At 57.9% G+C, this 14,789-nt stretch carries 18 protein-coding genes; 11 read left to right on the forward strand and 7 right to left on the reverse strand.

Annotated features, from left to right (window positions below):
- The first annotated feature begins 39 nt into the window (after positions 1-39).
- From rpsP to ACR0C3_RS22015, 6 genes are all read left to right on the forward strand, one after another.
- Positions 40-429 carry a 30S ribosomal protein S16 gene (rpsP, locus tag ACR0C3_RS21990; RefSeq protein ID WP_170350323.1) on the forward strand — a complete coding sequence of 130 codons (390 nt, stop codon included), beginning with the start codon at positions 40-42 and terminating at the stop codon, positions 427-429.
- A 12-nt stretch (positions 430-441) separates the two neighbouring features.
- Entirely contained in the window at positions 442-1,077 is a 636-nt protein-coding gene (gene bluB, locus ACR0C3_RS21995) for a 5,6-dimethylbenzimidazole synthase (RefSeq protein ID WP_425085602.1), read from the forward strand.
- Between the two features lie 143 nt (positions 1,078-1,220).
- Entirely contained in the window at positions 1,221-1,724 is a 504-nt protein-coding gene (gene rimM, locus ACR0C3_RS22000) for a ribosome maturation factor RimM (protein ID WP_425085601.1), read from the forward strand.
- Positions 1,724-2,533, forward strand: a complete 810-nt coding sequence (locus ACR0C3_RS22005) for a hypothetical protein (protein ID WP_480565772.1) — start codon at positions 1,724-1,726, stop codon at positions 2,531-2,533. Before rimM ends, ACR0C3_RS22005 begins: the two co-directional genes overlap by 1 nt.
- A complete protein-coding gene (gene trmD, locus ACR0C3_RS22010) occupies positions 2,530-3,339 on the forward strand; it encodes a tRNA (guanosine(37)-N1)-methyltransferase TrmD (RefSeq protein WP_480760546.1) in 810 nt (269 codons plus the stop codon). Before ACR0C3_RS22005 ends, trmD begins: the two co-directional genes overlap by 4 nt.
- A 138-nt stretch (positions 3,340-3,477) precedes the next feature.
- Positions 3,478-3,903, forward strand: coding sequence for a hypothetical protein (locus ACR0C3_RS22015; protein ID WP_480760547.1), 426 nt, complete (start codon positions 3,478-3,480; stop codon positions 3,901-3,903).
- 5 nt (positions 3,904-3,908) lie between these two features.
- On the opposite strand, the gene ACR0C3_RS22020 is transcribed toward ACR0C3_RS22015, so the two are convergent.
- Positions 3,909-4,706: a glycoside hydrolase family 25 protein gene (locus tag ACR0C3_RS22020; RefSeq protein WP_170692927.1), complete on the reverse strand. Its 798-nt coding sequence runs from the start codon at positions 4,704-4,706 to the stop codon at positions 3,909-3,911.
- 366 nt (positions 4,707-5,072) lie between these two features.
- On the opposite strand from ACR0C3_RS22020, the gene rplS reads away from it, so the two are divergent.
- Complete coding sequence (gene rplS / locus ACR0C3_RS22025; protein ID WP_170768465.1) at positions 5,073-5,456, forward strand: 50S ribosomal protein L19; 384 nt, start codon at positions 5,073-5,075, stop codon at positions 5,454-5,456.
- Positions 5,457-5,467: 11 nt separating this feature from the next.
- Complete coding sequence (rpmE, locus tag ACR0C3_RS22030; RefSeq protein ID WP_170380502.1) at positions 5,468-5,689, forward strand: 50S ribosomal protein L31; 222 nt, start codon at positions 5,468-5,470, stop codon at positions 5,687-5,689.
- A 121-nt stretch (positions 5,690-5,810) separates the two neighbouring features.
- On the opposite strand, the gene ACR0C3_RS22035 is transcribed toward rpmE, so the two are convergent.
- Positions 5,811-7,397 (reverse strand): MFS transporter, encoded by a 1,587-nt coding sequence (locus ACR0C3_RS22035; RefSeq protein ID WP_480760548.1) that lies wholly within the window; start codon positions 7,395-7,397, stop codon positions 5,811-5,813.
- Between the two features lie 80 nt (positions 7,398-7,477).
- Positions 7,478-8,428 (reverse strand): AEC family transporter, encoded by a 951-nt coding sequence (locus ACR0C3_RS22040; protein WP_480760549.1) that lies wholly within the window; start codon positions 8,426-8,428, stop codon positions 7,478-7,480.
- 154 nt (positions 8,429-8,582) lie between these two features.
- Here ACR0C3_RS22040 and ACR0C3_RS22045 point away from each other — a divergent pair, with 154 nt between their 5' ends.
- The gene (locus ACR0C3_RS22045) at positions 8,583-9,392 is read left to right on the forward strand and encodes a division plane positioning ATPase MipZ (RefSeq protein ID WP_170463159.1); all 810 of its coding nucleotides are present in this window, start codon (positions 8,583-8,585) and stop codon (positions 9,390-9,392) included.
- A 56-nt stretch (positions 9,393-9,448) separates the two neighbouring features.
- Here ACR0C3_RS22045 and ACR0C3_RS22050 read toward each other — a convergent pair whose 3' ends face one another.
- Positions 9,449-10,135, reverse strand: a complete 687-nt coding sequence (locus ACR0C3_RS22050) for a GNAT family N-acetyltransferase (protein ID WP_480760550.1) — start codon at positions 10,133-10,135, stop codon at positions 9,449-9,451.
- A 63-nt stretch (positions 10,136-10,198) separates the two neighbouring features.
- Here ACR0C3_RS22050 and ACR0C3_RS22055 point away from each other — a divergent pair, with 63 nt between their 5' ends.
- The gene (locus tag ACR0C3_RS22055) at positions 10,199-11,194 is read left to right on the forward strand and encodes a hydrogen peroxide-inducible genes activator (RefSeq protein ID WP_480668795.1); all 996 of its coding nucleotides are present in this window, start codon (positions 10,199-10,201) and stop codon (positions 11,192-11,194) included.
- Positions 11,195-11,354: 160 nt separating this feature from the next.
- On the opposite strand, the gene ACR0C3_RS22060 is transcribed toward ACR0C3_RS22055, so the two are convergent.
- From ACR0C3_RS22060 to ACR0C3_RS22070, 3 genes are all read right to left on the reverse strand, one after another.
- Complete coding sequence (locus ACR0C3_RS22060; protein WP_480760552.1) at positions 11,355-12,695, reverse strand: serine hydrolase domain-containing protein; 1,341 nt, start codon at positions 12,693-12,695, stop codon at positions 11,355-11,357.
- Positions 12,696-12,777: 82 nt separating this feature from the next.
- Entirely contained in the window at positions 12,778-14,034 is a 1,257-nt protein-coding gene (locus ACR0C3_RS22065; RefSeq protein ID WP_480760554.1) for an adenylate/guanylate cyclase domain-containing protein, read from the reverse strand.
- 59 nt (positions 14,035-14,093) lie between these two features.
- The gene (locus tag ACR0C3_RS22070; RefSeq protein ID WP_480760556.1) at positions 14,094-14,534 is read right to left on the reverse strand and encodes a MarR family winged helix-turn-helix transcriptional regulator; all 441 of its coding nucleotides are present in this window, start codon (positions 14,532-14,534) and stop codon (positions 14,094-14,096) included.
- 57 nt (positions 14,535-14,591) lie between these two features.
- Here ACR0C3_RS22070 and ACR0C3_RS22075 point away from each other — a divergent pair.
- Positions 14,592-14,789 (forward strand): homogentisate 1,2-dioxygenase (locus tag ACR0C3_RS22075; protein WP_480760557.1); only part of this gene is annotated, 198 nt, incomplete at its 3' end.

Genomic DNA, 14,789 nt, shown 5'->3' on the forward strand with positions numbered 1-14,789 from the left:
GGCAATTCCCGGCACACGCCATCTAAAGGAGATACCACCATGGCAATGAAAATTCGTCTCGCCCGCGGCGGCTCGAAAAAACGTCCCTTCTATCGCATCGTTGCAGCTGACAGCCGTATGCCTCGCGATGGCCGTTTCATCGAGAAACTGGGCACCTACAACCCGCTTCTGCCGAAAGACAGCGAAGAGCGCGTGAAAATGAACATGGAGCGCATCCAGTACTGGCTGGATCAGGGCGCTCAGCCCACCGACCGTATCGCACGTATGCTCGAAGCTGCTGGCACCCGTGACAAAGCCGAGCGCAACAACCCGAACAAGGGTACTCCGGGCAAGAAAGCCCAAGAGCGCGCTGAAGAGAAAGCTGCGAAGGCTGCTGAAGCTGCCGAAGCAGCTGCTGCACCGGCTGAAGAAGCTGCAGCAGAAGAATAAGCAGGCCGACGCGTGCAGGATCAGGCTTTCACCGACGATTTTCGCACGCAGTTCGATCTGTTGATGCGGCTCCGGCGCGATGTGCGTCGGTTCCGCACCGACCCTGTGGACGAGGCAGTGCTGACGCGCTGCCTCGACGCGTTTCTGCTGGCCCCATCCGTGGGGCTCAGCGAACCCTGGCGCGTGATCCGCGTCGAAAGTGAGGCCGCGCGCGACGCGGCGCTCAAGAATTTCCAAACCGCCAATTCGGACGCTCTGGCCGGGTATTCCGGTGAGAAGGCGCAGCTCTATAGCGACCTCAAACTTTCGGGCATGCAGGAAGCGCCAGTGCAATTGGCGGTGTTCTGCGATGACACCACCAGCAAAGGCCAGGGTCTGGGCGCTGGCACCATGCCCGAGATGCGGCGCTATTCTGTTGTCTCCGCCATCACCCTGTTCTGGCTGGCCCTGCGTGCGCAGGGGCTAGGGCTGGGCTGGGTCTCAATCCTGGACCCCGACCAGATGAACACCGATCTGAACGTTCCGGACAACTGGCGGCTGATCGGCTATTTCTGCGTGGGCTGGCCGGAAGAAGAGTCCGACACGCCCGAGCTGGAACGGGCCGGTTGGGAAGACCGCGACGAGACTCTGCCAATCGAGGTGCGATAGGCCGATGTTCGGATTGTTACGGCTTCCCATCCTGTTGCTGATCGCTTTTATTGTGGGCGTGTTCTTTGAACGCAATAACCAGCGTGAAGCCTGCGAAGGAATCGGGCAATGGCGGAACGGACTATGTATAACGGAAGGCTCAAATGAGTGATCTGATCTGCGTCGGCAGCATTGCGGGCTCATACGGTGTGCGCGGCGAGGTGCGGCTGAAAAGCTTTTGCGCCGTGCCGGAAGACATCGAAGCCTATTCGCCACTGACCGACGAGGACGGCAAAGAGCGATTTCCCGTGGTGCTCACCCGCGCGATCAAGAACGGATTTGCCGCGCGTCTGGGCGGGGTTGAAACCAAGGAAGAGGCGGACGCCCTGAACGGCCTGCGCCTCTATGCCCGGCGGGATCAACTGCCTTCGCTGCCGGATGACGAGTTCTATCACACCGATCTGATCGGGATGGAGGTGTATGACACCGGCGGCGCCCTGCTGGGCCGGGTCAAATCGGTCCAGAACCATGGCGCGGCGGATTTGTTGGAATTGCATGGGCCGGGTCTGAAATCGACTGTCCTGATGCCCTTTACTCTGGACGCGGTTCCGACGGTTGATTTGGAGGCCGGTCGCATTGTCGCCGATCCGCCAGAAGGCCTGATCTGATGCGGCGCGTTCTGCTGCATCTGGGGTTGCACAAGACCGGCACCACCGTTGCGCAGTCGTTTCTCTACAAGAACCGTCAGCTGATCTGGCCGCATTTTTCACTGATCCTGCCCTACAAGACCCGCAAAACCGGACTTGCAGACATCGCCACGCGGCATTCGGTCTATCGGCTGAACAGCACACTGGCCGAGTTCGAAACCGGTGTCCGCGCGCTTCTGGACCCCATCGACTTTGGCACCAGGCGCGGCTTGATCCTGAGCGAGGAGAACTTTGCCGGACTGCGCCCCAGTCGCAACAGCGCCGAAGGCTACGGGGCGACCCCGGAATTGGCGACAACGCTAGTTGAGCGGGTGACAGAACGGCTGGGGCCGGTCGACCTTACGATCTATTTGTCCTTGCGACAGCGAGAGGATTGGATGCGCAGCCTCTGGGCACATGATCTGCGGCGGACACGGCTGGTGCAGGACTATGACGAATTCCGGGACGCGCTGAACCACCTGCCCTCTCCGAAAGAGACGGCGGATATGCTTCAGGACCGGCTGCCGCTGGTCAAGGTCCAGACCGAGTGGATGGAGGACCTGCGCAAGCGGCGCTTTGGTCCGGGCGCTCCGTTTGCGGCATTTCTGAACCTGCCGCGCGACAAGATGTTCAAATTGGTCGCGCCGGAACCGCACAAGGCCCGTCCGGCCGATGATGTTCTGCTGGAACTGTTGGAGTTGAACCGTTCGGCGCTGGACGATGCGGCTTTGATGGCGCAAAAGAAGGCCCTCATCAAACGCGCCAAGGACGATCTGGTTTCCCAGTCATGACAGATACACCAAGCAAATCCCACGGTCGCAAGGCCATCCGCCCCACTCTGCAACCGCGCGAGTTGATGACGCCGACGCCGGATCTGCACGGCGTGTGGAAGGCCAAGATCATCACCTTGTTTCCCAGCGCCTTCCCCGGCGTTCTAGGCGAAAGCTTAACGGGCAAAGCCTTGCAAGAGGGGCTTTGGCAACTGGAAACGGTTGATCTGCGGCAGTTCGGGATCGGCAAACACCGCAATGTGGATGACACACCCGCAGGCGGCGGCGCGGGTATGGTATTGCGCGCCGACGTTTTGGGGCCTGCCATCGAACAGACCATGGCCGGTATCAGGGGCAACTGGCCACTGATCTACCTTAGCCCGCGGGGCAAGCGCATGGACCAGCGGATGATGCGGAACCTTGCGCGCTGCGACGGGATGACCTTGCTCTGCGGCCGGTTCGAGGGCGTGGACGAACGCGTGTTGGAGCATTACGGCGTGCAAGAGGTCAGCCTCGGCGATTTCGTCATGACTGGCGGTGAGATCGCAGCGCAGGCTCTGATCGACGCCACCGTGCGGCTGATCCCCGGCGTGCTCGGCAATCAGGCCTCGACCGAAGAAGAGAGCTTTTCCTCGGGCCTGCTGGAACACCCGCAATACACGCGCCCCGCAGAATGGAACGGCCGCCCGATCCCTGAGGTCCTGATGTCCGGCCACCACGGCCGCATCGCCGAATGGCGCCAACAAATGGCCGAGGACATAACGCGGGAACGGCGGCCTGATGTGTGGGACGACTACCTTCGTGCCAAGCAGAAATCTTTCAAATGACACAGGCGACTGTGGCCCGCAAACCGCAGGTCCACAGTTAAAGCTGATGCTAATTACAGTTGAAGAAATCGCGGGATACTCACCCTTGAGTTTTGCGATGGACTCAAAAGATTCGCACATTTGAAAGAACGGCAATTCATGAAAAAGCTATTACTTTTGGGCTGCGTACTTGTCTCGGCATGTGCAACCAGTGCTTTGGAAGACTCCGTGCCAACTCAGGCCGGACACAATATGGCATCCGCTCGAAACGCGGTACTGTCTTGCTCGAACGAAGCTGACATCGGCGGGAATGCCGCAGTAATCGGAGCCTATCCCGCCTTCATCCTGATGTCGTCACCTTTGGTCGGGTCTGTGCTTGCATATGGCAGCCGACACGAACTCAGGGCGCAAGGCGAGATGGATCAGGTAGACCGCTGCCTGAGCGAGCGCGGCTTTGACCGCCGCGTGCTGACCCAAGGAGAAGCGTTCTGGCTGCGCAATGCCTACGGTGAGGAACGCGTGCGCAGGCTCGATCACCTTGTCGCGGGCGGCACCGTGGAAAGCTACGCGGCACCTCAATCCTAAGGCGTCTATCCTTTCCACTGCGCCCAAATCTCGGGCGGGCCGCTGAAGACGTTTATGTCGACCTTACCCTGAACCCCCGGCACCAGCCCGGTGCCAGTGTATTGCCAGAACCTCCAGACCGCGCCGGGATAGACTTGGCGAGGATGTCCCGCAACCGAGCGCAACCAGAACTCGGTCTTTGACAGCCGTCCGATGTCGGTATCCTGGTAGAAATCCACAGTCGTGTAGACGATGGGTCGGCGACCATAGTGCCGTTCGAGGATATCGAGGAACTTTTGCGCCTCGGCCCGGACGATTTTGCCATCAGGGCGCAGGGTGCAGGTTTTCGAATGCGGCGTCCATTCCATGTCCAGCACATGCGGCAGGTCTGCACCTTTCGGGACGTTCTGAATGAACCACTGCGCCTGTTCGCGGGCCGGTCGGCAGAAATAGTAATAGTGATACGCCCCCCACGGCACACCCGCCGCCTGCGCGCCGCGGCGATGTTCGTCGAACATCGGGTCGGTAAAATCACCCCCCTCGGTCGCTTTCATGAACACAAAGCTGACGCCCGAGGCCTTGGCCTGCCGCCAGTCAATCGGCCCTTGCCAACGCGACACATCCAATCCGTGAACCGGGTACAGCCCGGGATGTCGCCCATCCCAGTCATGGGGGTCGGCATCGCCAAAATCGGGGTAGATCACGGCGGGCGCGGTCCGGTCCACGCCCGGCGTGGCCTCTACGACCTGCGGCGGAGGTCCTCTGCGTCCGCAGGACATCAAAACAGCGGCCGCCAGGACCAGCATGATTGCAAATCGAGTCATTGTTTCAGCCTGAAATAACTGCTCTTGTAATTGACCTCAGAATGCCTGATCCAACGCACAAAGCAACGTCGCATTCGGGAATTGGCAAAATCCCACCGCCAGTGCCTGCGATTTGGGCTTGATCCCTGTCCGCAAACCCCCTAAAGCAGCGCAATCCGGTGCCGCGTAATGCGACTCCGGTGTTTTGGTTTGTTTCATGGCGCACCGCTTAGCTTTCTTCGGCCAACGCGTGTCAGGGCAGACCGGACCAAAGGAACATTCGATCTGACCTCTGGCGGGCTGTACGCAGGACCCGGTGAAGACCAAGAGCTCTCAGGCCGTGCCCAAACTTCGTGGACCAACCACGAGCAGATAGGAGTGAATGCGATGGACCTGATCGCACAGCTTGAGGCGGAACAAATTGCCGCCCTGGGGAAAAACATCCCCGATTTCAAAGCCGGTGACACCGTTCGTGTCGGCTTTAAAGTGACCGAAGGGTCGCGTACCCGTGTGCAGAACTACGAAGGTGTCTGCATCGCGCGTAAAGGTGGCAACGGCATTGCCGGTTCGTTCACCGTCCGCAAAATCTCGTTCGGCGAAGGCGTGGAGCGTGTGTTCCCGCTGCATTCGACCAACATCGACAGCATCACCGTTGTTCGCCGTGGCCGCGTTCGTCGCGCCAAACTGTACTACCTGCGCACCCGTCGTGGTAAATCCGCACGTATCGCAGAGGTCACCAACTACAAGCCCAAAGCTGGCGCCGAAGCGTAAGGAACGGAAAGATGAAAAAAGACATCCATCCCGATTATCACGTCATCGACGTCAAAATGACCGATGGCACCGTTGTTCAGATGAAATCCACCTGGGGCAGCGAAGGCGATCAGCTGGCTCTGGAAATCGACCCCTCCGTGCACCCGGCATGGACCGGTGGCTCGTCGCGCCTGATGGACGCCGGCGGCCGCGTGTCGAAGTTCAAAAAGAAATACGAAGGTCTGGGCTTCTAAGCCTTACCCCGTTCTATTTCGGAAGGCCGTCCCTTGGGGGCGGCCTTTTTTGTTTCCGACCAAATGAGTGATGCACGCCACGCGGACCTGTTTCCAAAAGAAGATCGTATCGATGACTTTCTTACTTCGTCAGTTCCACTGCACTGTGCAGTGGCGGCACGGGTCCACGCAGCAGCAGCAGCGCCAAAACCATCCCGATCAGAGCGGCAATTGCGGCGACCACCATTGCACTGTCAAAGGCGTTGTCCTGCAAGTCCCTTAGAGCCTCAGCCAGAGCTGTTCCTGCCGTCGGCTCCAAGCTGGTGAGTAACTGCTGGACCTCGCCAGGTTTGCCGTGGGTTAGCGCATGTGCCAGATCAGCACGCTGCGTTGATCCGGAGGGTAGTGCGTCAATCACTTCGGACAGGCCCCGACGAATGGTGATGGACTCTGCCAACCCACCGACCACTGCCCCTATGGTTGCTCCGAAATAGAGACAGGCGTTAATCACGCCCGAGCCCTGCCCAACATGCTCTTCGGGCAGCAGGCGCAGGCCAAGGCGCGGCAGAAGCGAGAAACAGATACCCAAGCCGATCCCGACGATCAGCAGCTTCCACCAAATCTCGGAATATTGCGTGGTATTTGAAACTGTCGTCAGCAACAGGAACCCACATGCCATTGCCCCCAGTCCGATCGCAACCGGCCACTGGAAACTATAGGGTGCCAGAAACCGGGGCGCGGTGACAGATATGACAAACATGCTGAGGCTAAGCGGCATGATCGCCAAACCAGCTCCGATGGAGGTATAGCCAAAGGCATCCGGCGATTGCACAAACGTGTTGAAATAGACAAAGAAACAGAAAAGCGTGAAACCGGTAAAGAACATTCCGGCAGCGGCCATGAAGTAACGCGGATGGCGGAAATACCGCAACTCGATCAACGGGTCATCACTGCTACGCGAGACAATCACCAGAAGGACGGTCGCCAGGGCCGCCACAGCCAGCGGTATTAGCGTCAGTGGGGTGCTCCAACCGCCGCTTTCCCCATTGCTGAGCGCAAAGGACAGCGGCCCGAGAAACAACAGAATGGCAACTGCTCCGGGATAGTCGAAACGTGCACCGGCAAGGCGTGTGTCAGGCACGTACTTCCGTTTGCTGACATGCAACCCAATTGTGAAGGCCACGACCAGTAGAACCAGATCTGCGGCAAACACCGCGCGCCAGCTAATGTAATGCCCAAAGGCACCGCCTACGATGGGACCAACGCCGATAGCCAGCCCGACGATAGCGCCCCAGAAACCGGTGACACCTGCCCTCTGTTCCTCAGGAGTCGCCGCTGTCAGCAGGGAAAGAGAGGTTCCGAACAACGCCGCCGCCCCCGCGCCTTGCGCTCCACGCCCGATCAACAGCATAGTCGCATCTTGCGCAAACAGGACCGAGCCAGATCCGAAGGCAAAGACGACCATACCAAAGAAGAAAACCCCCATCTTGCCGGTGATATCGCCCAGACGACTGACGATGGTAACAAGCGAGGCGCTGGCGACGGTATAGATCGCCATTACCCATTGCAGGCCGGACGGTGTCAGGTCGAATTCGGCCTTCAGGTTAGGTAGGATCGTCGCAACGGCGGTGGTGTTAAACCCCACAACCATCATGCAGATTGCCGTCATTGCCAGTACCACGCGGGCGCGGGCTTGTGGGGTTACGTCTGTCGGCGTCTTTCCGTTCATCGTTTCACCCTGAGCTTGTGGCTCTTTACCGCAATTTATCAGTAGATTAGCGATTTTTGCGCCCACGCATAGGGTTTACATCAAATCCAATAAGTCAGGGCCAGCGGTAGAACGAGTATGGTGGTCAGGGTAGACAAAAGGATGAACCCGGCGACATCCGGGCCGTATTCCGGTACGTGCTGGTCGATGAACAGGTATGTCGCCACCGAGGACGGCATCAGGCAGCACAGGATCAAGGCGCCGCGCTCGGCGCCTGTGAAGCCGAAGAGCCAGACCAGCCCCATGGCGATTCCCACAGCCATGACCAGGTGCAGCCCCGTCAGCAAGATTGCGCGCCCCAGACTGGCAATCCTTAGCGTCGCCAGCGTGTGGCCCAGCGTCAGCAACATCAGCGGGATCGACAACCCGCCGAGGATATCGAAGGACTTGGCGATCGGTTGCGGCAGGCTGTTCCCTGTGGCCATCAGGATCAACGACAGGGCCACAGCATAGATGATCGGTGATGTAACAAGCTTTTTGACCGAGAACACACCCGCCGGGATCCACATGCCAACGGTAAAGATGCTGATCAGGACAACGACGACAAAGGCCATTGTGTAGGCCATCCCCTCATCGCCCAGCGCCAGCAGAGTGATCGGTAGGCCGATATTACCCACATTCCCATGCATCAGAGGGGTCAGAAACGCCCTTACAGGCAGGCGCAAAAGCCGCAAAGCCACAAAGCCCAGAGCGCCAAAACTGGCCACCGCCAGCGCGGCGGCGCTCATCATATCCAGAAACGTGCCCACATTCAGCTTGGTGCCTGCCAGATGCGACAGGATCAGGGTCGGATAGCCGACCCGCGAGACGATCCCTCCGACCACCTTATTGTCAAACGGAGACTTGGTAAGCGCCAGCCCATACCCGATGCCCACGCAAATCAGGACCGGTAAAACCACATTCAGAACGCTCAGGAACAGCTGCTCCAACCGGTATCCTCCTGTCCGATCCCCAATTGAACAGTGAATCACGGACCCGGTTTTAGCAAGCATGGCGTTCTAAACTGCGAAAGCGATTGGGTTTTCCAAATTAGAGCCTGATATTGGTCGAAACAACGCTCCGAGGTTCTTTTCTTCCCCGCTGACACAACATATAGTGGCTAATAACAACGTGTGGACAAACACGGTAGGGCTTGGGAACGACGGCATGGCACATATCATCGTGGTGGGGAACGAAAAGGGCGGCGCAGGCAAATCGACCGTTTCCATGCATGTGGCCACCGCTCTGGCGCGTCTGGGCCGCAAGGTCAGCACGCTGGATCTGGACCTGCGACAGCGCAGCCTAGGCCGCTATTTCGAGAACCGGGCGAACTTTCTGAAAAACGCCGAAGCGACCCTGCCCAGCCCACGTCATCACGACCTGCCCGAGATCGACGCCAGCACCCTGAAACCGGGCGAGAATATCTATGACCATCGTCTGTCGGCGGCTGTTTCGCAGCTTGAGAATGACAGCGATTTCATCCTGATCGACTGCCCCGGCTCACATACCCGCCTCAGCCAAGTGGCGCATTCGCTGGCCGATACGCTGATCACACCACTGAACGACAGTTTCATTGATTTCGACCTGCTAGCCCGGATTGACTCCAAAGGTGAGAAGATCCTCGGCCCTTCGGTCTATTCCGAAATGGTTTGGAACGCGCGGCAATTACGGGCGCAGGCTGGTTTGAAACCGATCGACTGGGTCGTCGTGCGCAACCGGGTGGGTACTCAGCGCATGGTCAACAAGGAAAAAATGCAACGCGCGATCGAGATGCTGTCGCAACGCATCGGGTTCCGTGTCGCTTCGGGCTTTTCCGAGCGGGTCATCTTCCGCGAGCTCTTTCCCCGTGGCCTGACTTTGCTGGACCTCAAAGATATCGGCGTCAAACAGCTGAACATCTCGAACATCGCCGCGCGTCAGGAGCTGCGCGACATGATGCGCGAGTTGAACTTGCCCGGCGTCGAGATCGACTTCTAAGCGCTATTTGAACCGCTTACTCGCCAGACCTGGCAACCCCAATCGGGCACGACAGCCTAAGACGCGCGGCGGTAGCGCTCGAATGTTATCCAGACAGTGTCACGAGAGATCTCGGCAAAGCGGCACTTCTTGAGGATCGATTGTGACGCAATATTGCTCTCGTGCACAACCGCAAAAAGCCGACTAATCTCAGGGTTTAGACGCAAGCACTGTGTGCAGAATTGCGCTACGATGGAGCTGGCATACCCTTTGCCCCAATGCTGCTCGCCGATCCAATAGCTAATTTCGGCGCTGTCTTGTCCCACCCTCAGCATTCTGGCTTGCCCGATGACAATGTCGTCTACCGTGGCGGCCAAGACTTCGTGATGGTCTTCACCCGTCAATTCGATCAACTGTCGCGCGTCATCCTCGCTGATTGCACCCGGGTATCGATCGGGCAAATATTGCCACAATCGTTCTGACGAGAGCATGGCAGCATAGTCAGCTGCATCCTGCGCCTGCCAGGGACGCAACCGAATTTGCCGAGATTGAGGCCGACTGGATGTTTCAGATATGTCATCCTCACAGAGCAGAGGCACCCATCCGATTTGCACAGGATCATATGCCAACTCGATGCCACGCATCTTGCACCAGTCAATTTCGTCCCGTGAAAGGACACCCTGCGATCGCGAAGTTGGCAAGTGGACTGAGGCTAGAAATGCGCGGACATCGTCCGTTTTGGCAAATTCGTTTTGAATATTCATGAAATCCTCCGAGCAAACGCACCAAAAACAAGCGCTCTAAAACAGGTCACGCTCTAATGATGGTTGTTTCAGCTCAATAAAATAGCCTATTGTGCAAGAAACTTTGATTGGAAAAACCTATCAATGAGCTTACAGCTGACACTAAAACAACTGACTTACTTCCGAGCGCTGGCCGAAACTGGTCACTACAGAAAAGCCGCTGAGCGGATAGGTATCAGCCAGCCATCTCTCAGCCTGCAGATCGCCAATCTCGAAGCAGCGCTTGAACTGAAACTGGTCGAGCGCGGCAGAGCCGGAGCAGTGCTGACACCTGAAGGGCGCGAAGTACTGGAAAAAACCCGGAGCATCTTATCGGAGGTCGCTTTGCTGCAAGAGACGTCAGGTCGGATGAAGTCCGAGCTTGCAGGCACGTTCCGACTAGGATCATCACCAACCCTCGGTCCGTACCTTTTGCCACGTGTTTTTCACCACCTTCATGAAAACCACCCGAACCTAAAACTGACGGTGCGAGATGGGGCGCCATCCGAGCTGTTGCAGGAGCTTCTAAGCGGGGTGCACGATTTAATTTTGACGCAACTGCCGGTGAGCTCGTCAGACGTCACGATCCTGCGCCTGCTTCGGGAACCTCTGAAACTTGCGGTGGCCCGAAATCACCGTCTCGCCCAAAAAGAAATAGCCAATGACGAAGATCTGAAGGGTGAGAACATTCTGGCGCTCTCTCGTCGATTCACGCTTCACAACCAAGTTGCAGACCTCGCCAATAGCCTGGGGGCCAACCTCCTTTACGACTACGAAGGCACCAGTCTTGACGCAATTCGGCAGATGACAGCGATGAATATCGGCGTGTCCTTTCTTCCCTCGCTTTACGCCGCATCTGAAATCCCAGAGATCGGCGGAGATGTGGTTCTGGTGCCCTATCGCCCGGGACGGTTGAACAGGTCCATCGGTCTGGTTTGGCGAAAATCTAGCGGTCACCACAAGACGTTCGCCTTCCTTTCGGAGATTATTCTAAGTGTCGCCAGAAATGAGTTTTCGGGACTGGTCAGCATCGAGGGCTAGGAGGAGTGCGTTTGGACCGATATGCCTGCGAGCAGGTGGTTCTTCTTCAGGATAGAAACCCGAATTTGGCCAATCCGCGCTGGCATCTCTTTTCGGAGATCGACGCAACAGGTCAGAGCAAGAGGAAAACCTGCGACCGCCGTCTGTACGCTGCAGCAGCTCAGCCGTCACCCATAGCAGCGATCAGAGCCTTGGCCAAAGGCAGTGGCGAATATCCCAACCGTGACGGCGTCAGCCCCAAACGCACCACGACCATCTCTTGCGAAGGAAAAATGCCGACGGATTGGCCGTCATGGCCCTGCAGCCAGACGGTGTCCTCGAATTGCGGCTTACCACGTGGGCCGTCCAGCCACATATGCCCTTTGGCATAAGCTCCGTCCGAGATTGCGACAGGTTCAAACATCCAATCGGTGTAGCCTTCGGGCAAGATCTGTTGCCCTTTCCAAACACCGCCTTGCAGCAGAAATTGCCCAAAGCGCGCCCAGTCGCGCGCGGTGGCGTACATGTAGCTTGAACCCACGAATGTATCTGCCCCATCGGTCTCCATCACAGCTGAGTGCATGCCCAGAGGGTCGAATAGTGCTGTGCGCGGGTAGCCAAGGTCGCCCTCTTCAAGCTGGCCCTGCCACACCCGCGACAGAACTGTGGACGTGCCCGAGGAATAGCTGAACTCGGTCGCGGTGGGATTGGCGGCGGGGCGTCCGGCGGCGAAATCGACCATGTCATCTTTGAGATACAGCATCCGCGTTACGTCCGAGACGTCGCCATATTCCTCATCCCACTGCAAGCCGCTGGACATGGCAAGCATATCCTCGACAGTGATGTCGCGGCGCGAGTCCCCGGCCCAATCTGGGAAGACGTCCGTATGATCATCGCCCAGCGCCATGTCGCCCGACTGGATCAGCGTACCAATTAGCCCCGCAGTGATCGTTTTGGTCATCGACCACCCCAGCAAAGGGGTTTCGGCATCAAAGCCATCAGCATAAGCCTCAGAAATGATGCGCCCGTCTTTGACCAGCACGACAGCGCGGTAGCCCTCGCCCAGCAAGGACGGGTTCGACAAAACATCAGTCAGCGCGGGGTTCTCGGACAGAACCACCTCATTTCCATGCGGCCAAAGACCATTGGCTACGGGCGCAGGTTCGGGCAGCGTGTGATCTGCCAGCTTTGCCGCATGAACGTTGGTGCACCCCAAACCGGGACGATACTGGGATGTGGCCGGAGCGAAGACGCCAAACATCCGCGCCTCAACCGATTGGCCCTGTTCGTCGACGCTGACCGAAACCTGCTTCAGCAAGGGATGTCCCGGCGCCTGAACATCGCTTTGCAACACAGTCTCTGCATCGCGCCCGGCCAGGAACACGTTCGAACAGACGATCTTGGCGGAATAGTTGGTGCCCACTTTCAACAGATCCGGTGGCGCGATCCACAGGTAACCACCTGCTGCGACAACAGCCAATGCCAACGTCCCAACCGAGTATTTTAGAACCTTCCCGAACATGCGCCCTTTTCGGGCCTAGACGGCCCGCCCCTTTTTTCCCATTTGACCAGAAGGTTTCACCACGGCACGAGCCACGCCACCGTTACGTTGCGTTCTTGACCTCTGTCTCGTCCGAGACCTGCGTGGGGCTGTAGATCGTAAACAGCTCTTTCGGTTCGTTCACACCGCGCAACATGTAGCGCCCGACCGAAATCAGTTCCTGGCTGCAAGGTTGTGCGGCGCGGGCGACGTCGTCGGAGACGAGAATCCTCTGGCCCAACGACCGATGCATCCCGGCAATCCGGGCCGCCTGATTCACCGCAGGGCCAATCACCGTGAAATCCAGACGGGTTTCCGAGCCGATATTGCCATAAAGGATCTCACCCGAATGCAGCGCCAGGGTGAAATTTGCCACCCTCTGCCCATCTGCCAGTCGTCGCGCGTTCAGCTCTTCCATCCGGCTTTGCAACATGGCGACGGCTGCGAGAGCCGCACGGGCATCAGCGTCGCTCTCTCCCACATCAAACATGGCCATCAGCCCGTCACCCATGAACTTTAGAATGTTGCCGCCATTGTCGTGCACCACACCCACGGCAACGGCCAGATAGTCGTTCAGCATGTCGATGATCTCGTGACCCGGCATATCCTCAGACAGGGTGGTGAAGCCTTCGAGGTCGAAATTCCAGATTACCGCATCAATCTGTTGCAACGAACCGCGCCGGATTTCGCCAGACAGGACACGCCGCCCCGCATCGCGCCCCAGATAGACGCGCATTAGGTCCTTGGCCATGGTCTGGTTCTTGGCGGATTTCAACGCAAGCCCAAGATGCGGCAGAGCGACATGGATTTTCCCCAGATCGCTGTCATCAAAACCGGTCGGAGCGTCGCTGGTCCAGGACATCAGCACTCCGTCACCGATCTTTTTCTCACCCGCCGGGCGCACCTGTTCTGAGCGTTCAAACGAAACACCCGTTGCATAGTAATCCGTCGCCCCGATCTCTCGCAGTTCATTCAGCAAGGGGAAACGGCTTGGTTCGTTCTGGTCCACCAGTCGCACCCGCAGGTCATCCATGTCCTCATGAAGCAGCGCATAGAGGGGACTGCGTTGCCAGACTTCGCTTGGGGTGTCCGTGTTTGCGAACCGCTCGGATTCCCCGCCGGAATCCCGATACCAGCTATAGCCAGTACCGCCATAAAGCGGATGCAGCGTCGACTGCGCCGCGTGGAATCGCATCAGTGGAAGGCCCAGATCAATCAGGCGGTTGCAAAAGCCATCCAGCAATTCTTCCTGACCAGCCCCTTCAAGCCCTTTGGAAACAAGCCAGTCGATAAGGTCAAAGATGGGATCTGAAGAGGTCATGGAAGTGTCCGTCAAAGTACTGCCCTGAATGTGGGCCGCGTCATGGAAATTACTAGACCTTATGCCATCCCTGCTAGTCGCCGCAGCATTTTCCTCAGCATGGCGGCCTCTTCTTCCGAGAATGCGCCCGCCAGTTTCGCGTCATAACGCTCTGCGATACCACTCAGTTCACGATAGACGGTGTGACCAGCAGGTGTCAGCGTTAGCCATTCGACCCTTCGGTCACCCTCATCCCTTGTGCGCTTGAGGTAGCGGCTTTGTTCCAACTTATGAACCGCGCGGCTGATCTTGGTTTTGTGCAGTTTCGCGCGCTTGCCAATCTCTTTCGCGGTCAGAGTGCCGAAGACACCCAGATGGAACAGCACCCGCCATTCGCTGCGCAGCATGCCATAGCGTTCTTTGTAGAGGCGCTGAAACTCTAACGAGGCTGCCTCAGCTGCCTGATTCAACAGGAACGGCAAAAAATTCTGCAGATCAAAATCATCTTTTTCTTCGGACATGCTTGTTAGTTACAAAAACAACTAATAATTCACAAGCAGAAAACCGAGGAGTTCAAGATGACCAACAAGGCTGAACCGCATGGTCTTACGCAGGCCGTCACACCTGTAGGAACGCATCCCGGCTATATGCCAGGCTTCGGCAACGATTTTGAGACCGAGGCTTTGCCTGGCGCGCTACCGCAGGGCATGAACAGCCCTCAGCGCTGCAACTATGGCCTCTATGGCGAACAGCTCAGCGGCACGGCCTTCACCGCC

This window comes from Ruegeria sp. CK3 (genome assembly GCF_056536565.1).

What these genes read in the sequence shown, in the direction of transcription:
- trmD (WP_480760546.1), top strand. Translation starts at nt 2,530, where the DNA reads ATGACAGATACACCAAGCAAATCCCACGGTCGCAAGGCCATCCGCCCC.
- ACR0C3_RS22005 (WP_480565772.1), top strand. Translation starts at nt 1,724, where the DNA reads ATGCGGCGCGTTCTGCTGCATCTGGGGTTGCACAAGACCGGCACCACC.
- rplS (WP_170768465.1), top strand. Translation starts at nt 5,073, where the DNA reads ATGGACCTGATCGCACAGCTTGAGGCGGAACAAATTGCCGCCCTGGGG.
- ACR0C3_RS22015 (WP_480760547.1), top strand. Translation starts at nt 3,478, where the DNA reads ATGAAAAAGCTATTACTTTTGGGCTGCGTACTTGTCTCGGCATGTGCA.
- rimM (WP_425085601.1), top strand. Translation starts at nt 1,221, where the DNA reads ATGAGTGATCTGATCTGCGTCGGCAGCATTGCGGGCTCATACGGTGTG.
- ACR0C3_RS22070 (WP_480760556.1), bottom strand. Translation starts at nt 14,534, where the DNA reads ATGTCCGAAGAAAAAGATGATTTTGATCTGCAGAATTTTTTGCCGTTC.
- ACR0C3_RS22035 (WP_480760548.1), bottom strand. Translation starts at nt 7,397, where the DNA reads ATGAACGGAAAGACGCCGACAGACGTAACCCCACAAGCCCGCGCCCGC.
- ACR0C3_RS22065 (WP_480760554.1), bottom strand. Translation starts at nt 14,034, where the DNA reads ATGACCTCTTCAGATCCCATCTTTGACCTTATCGACTGGCTTGTTTCC.
- rpmE (WP_170380502.1), top strand. Translation starts at nt 5,468, where the DNA reads ATGAAAAAAGACATCCATCCCGATTATCACGTCATCGACGTCAAAATG.
- ACR0C3_RS22060 (WP_480760552.1), bottom strand. Translation starts at nt 12,695, where the DNA reads ATGTTCGGGAAGGTTCTAAAATACTCGGTTGGGACGTTGGCATTGGCT.
- ACR0C3_RS22020 (WP_170692927.1), bottom strand. Translation starts at nt 4,706, where the DNA reads ATGACTCGATTTGCAATCATGCTGGTCCTGGCGGCCGCTGTTTTGATG.
- ACR0C3_RS22040 (WP_480760549.1), bottom strand. Translation starts at nt 8,428, where the DNA reads ATGCTTGCTAAAACCGGGTCCGTGATTCACTGTTCAATTGGGGATCGG.
- rpsP (WP_170350323.1), top strand. Translation starts at nt 40, where the DNA reads ATGGCAATGAAAATTCGTCTCGCCCGCGGCGGCTCGAAAAAACGTCCC.
- ACR0C3_RS22045 (WP_170463159.1), top strand. Translation starts at nt 8,583, where the DNA reads ATGGCACATATCATCGTGGTGGGGAACGAAAAGGGCGGCGCAGGCAAA.
- ACR0C3_RS22050 (WP_480760550.1), bottom strand. Translation starts at nt 10,135, where the DNA reads ATGAATATTCAAAACGAATTTGCCAAAACGGACGATGTCCGCGCATTT.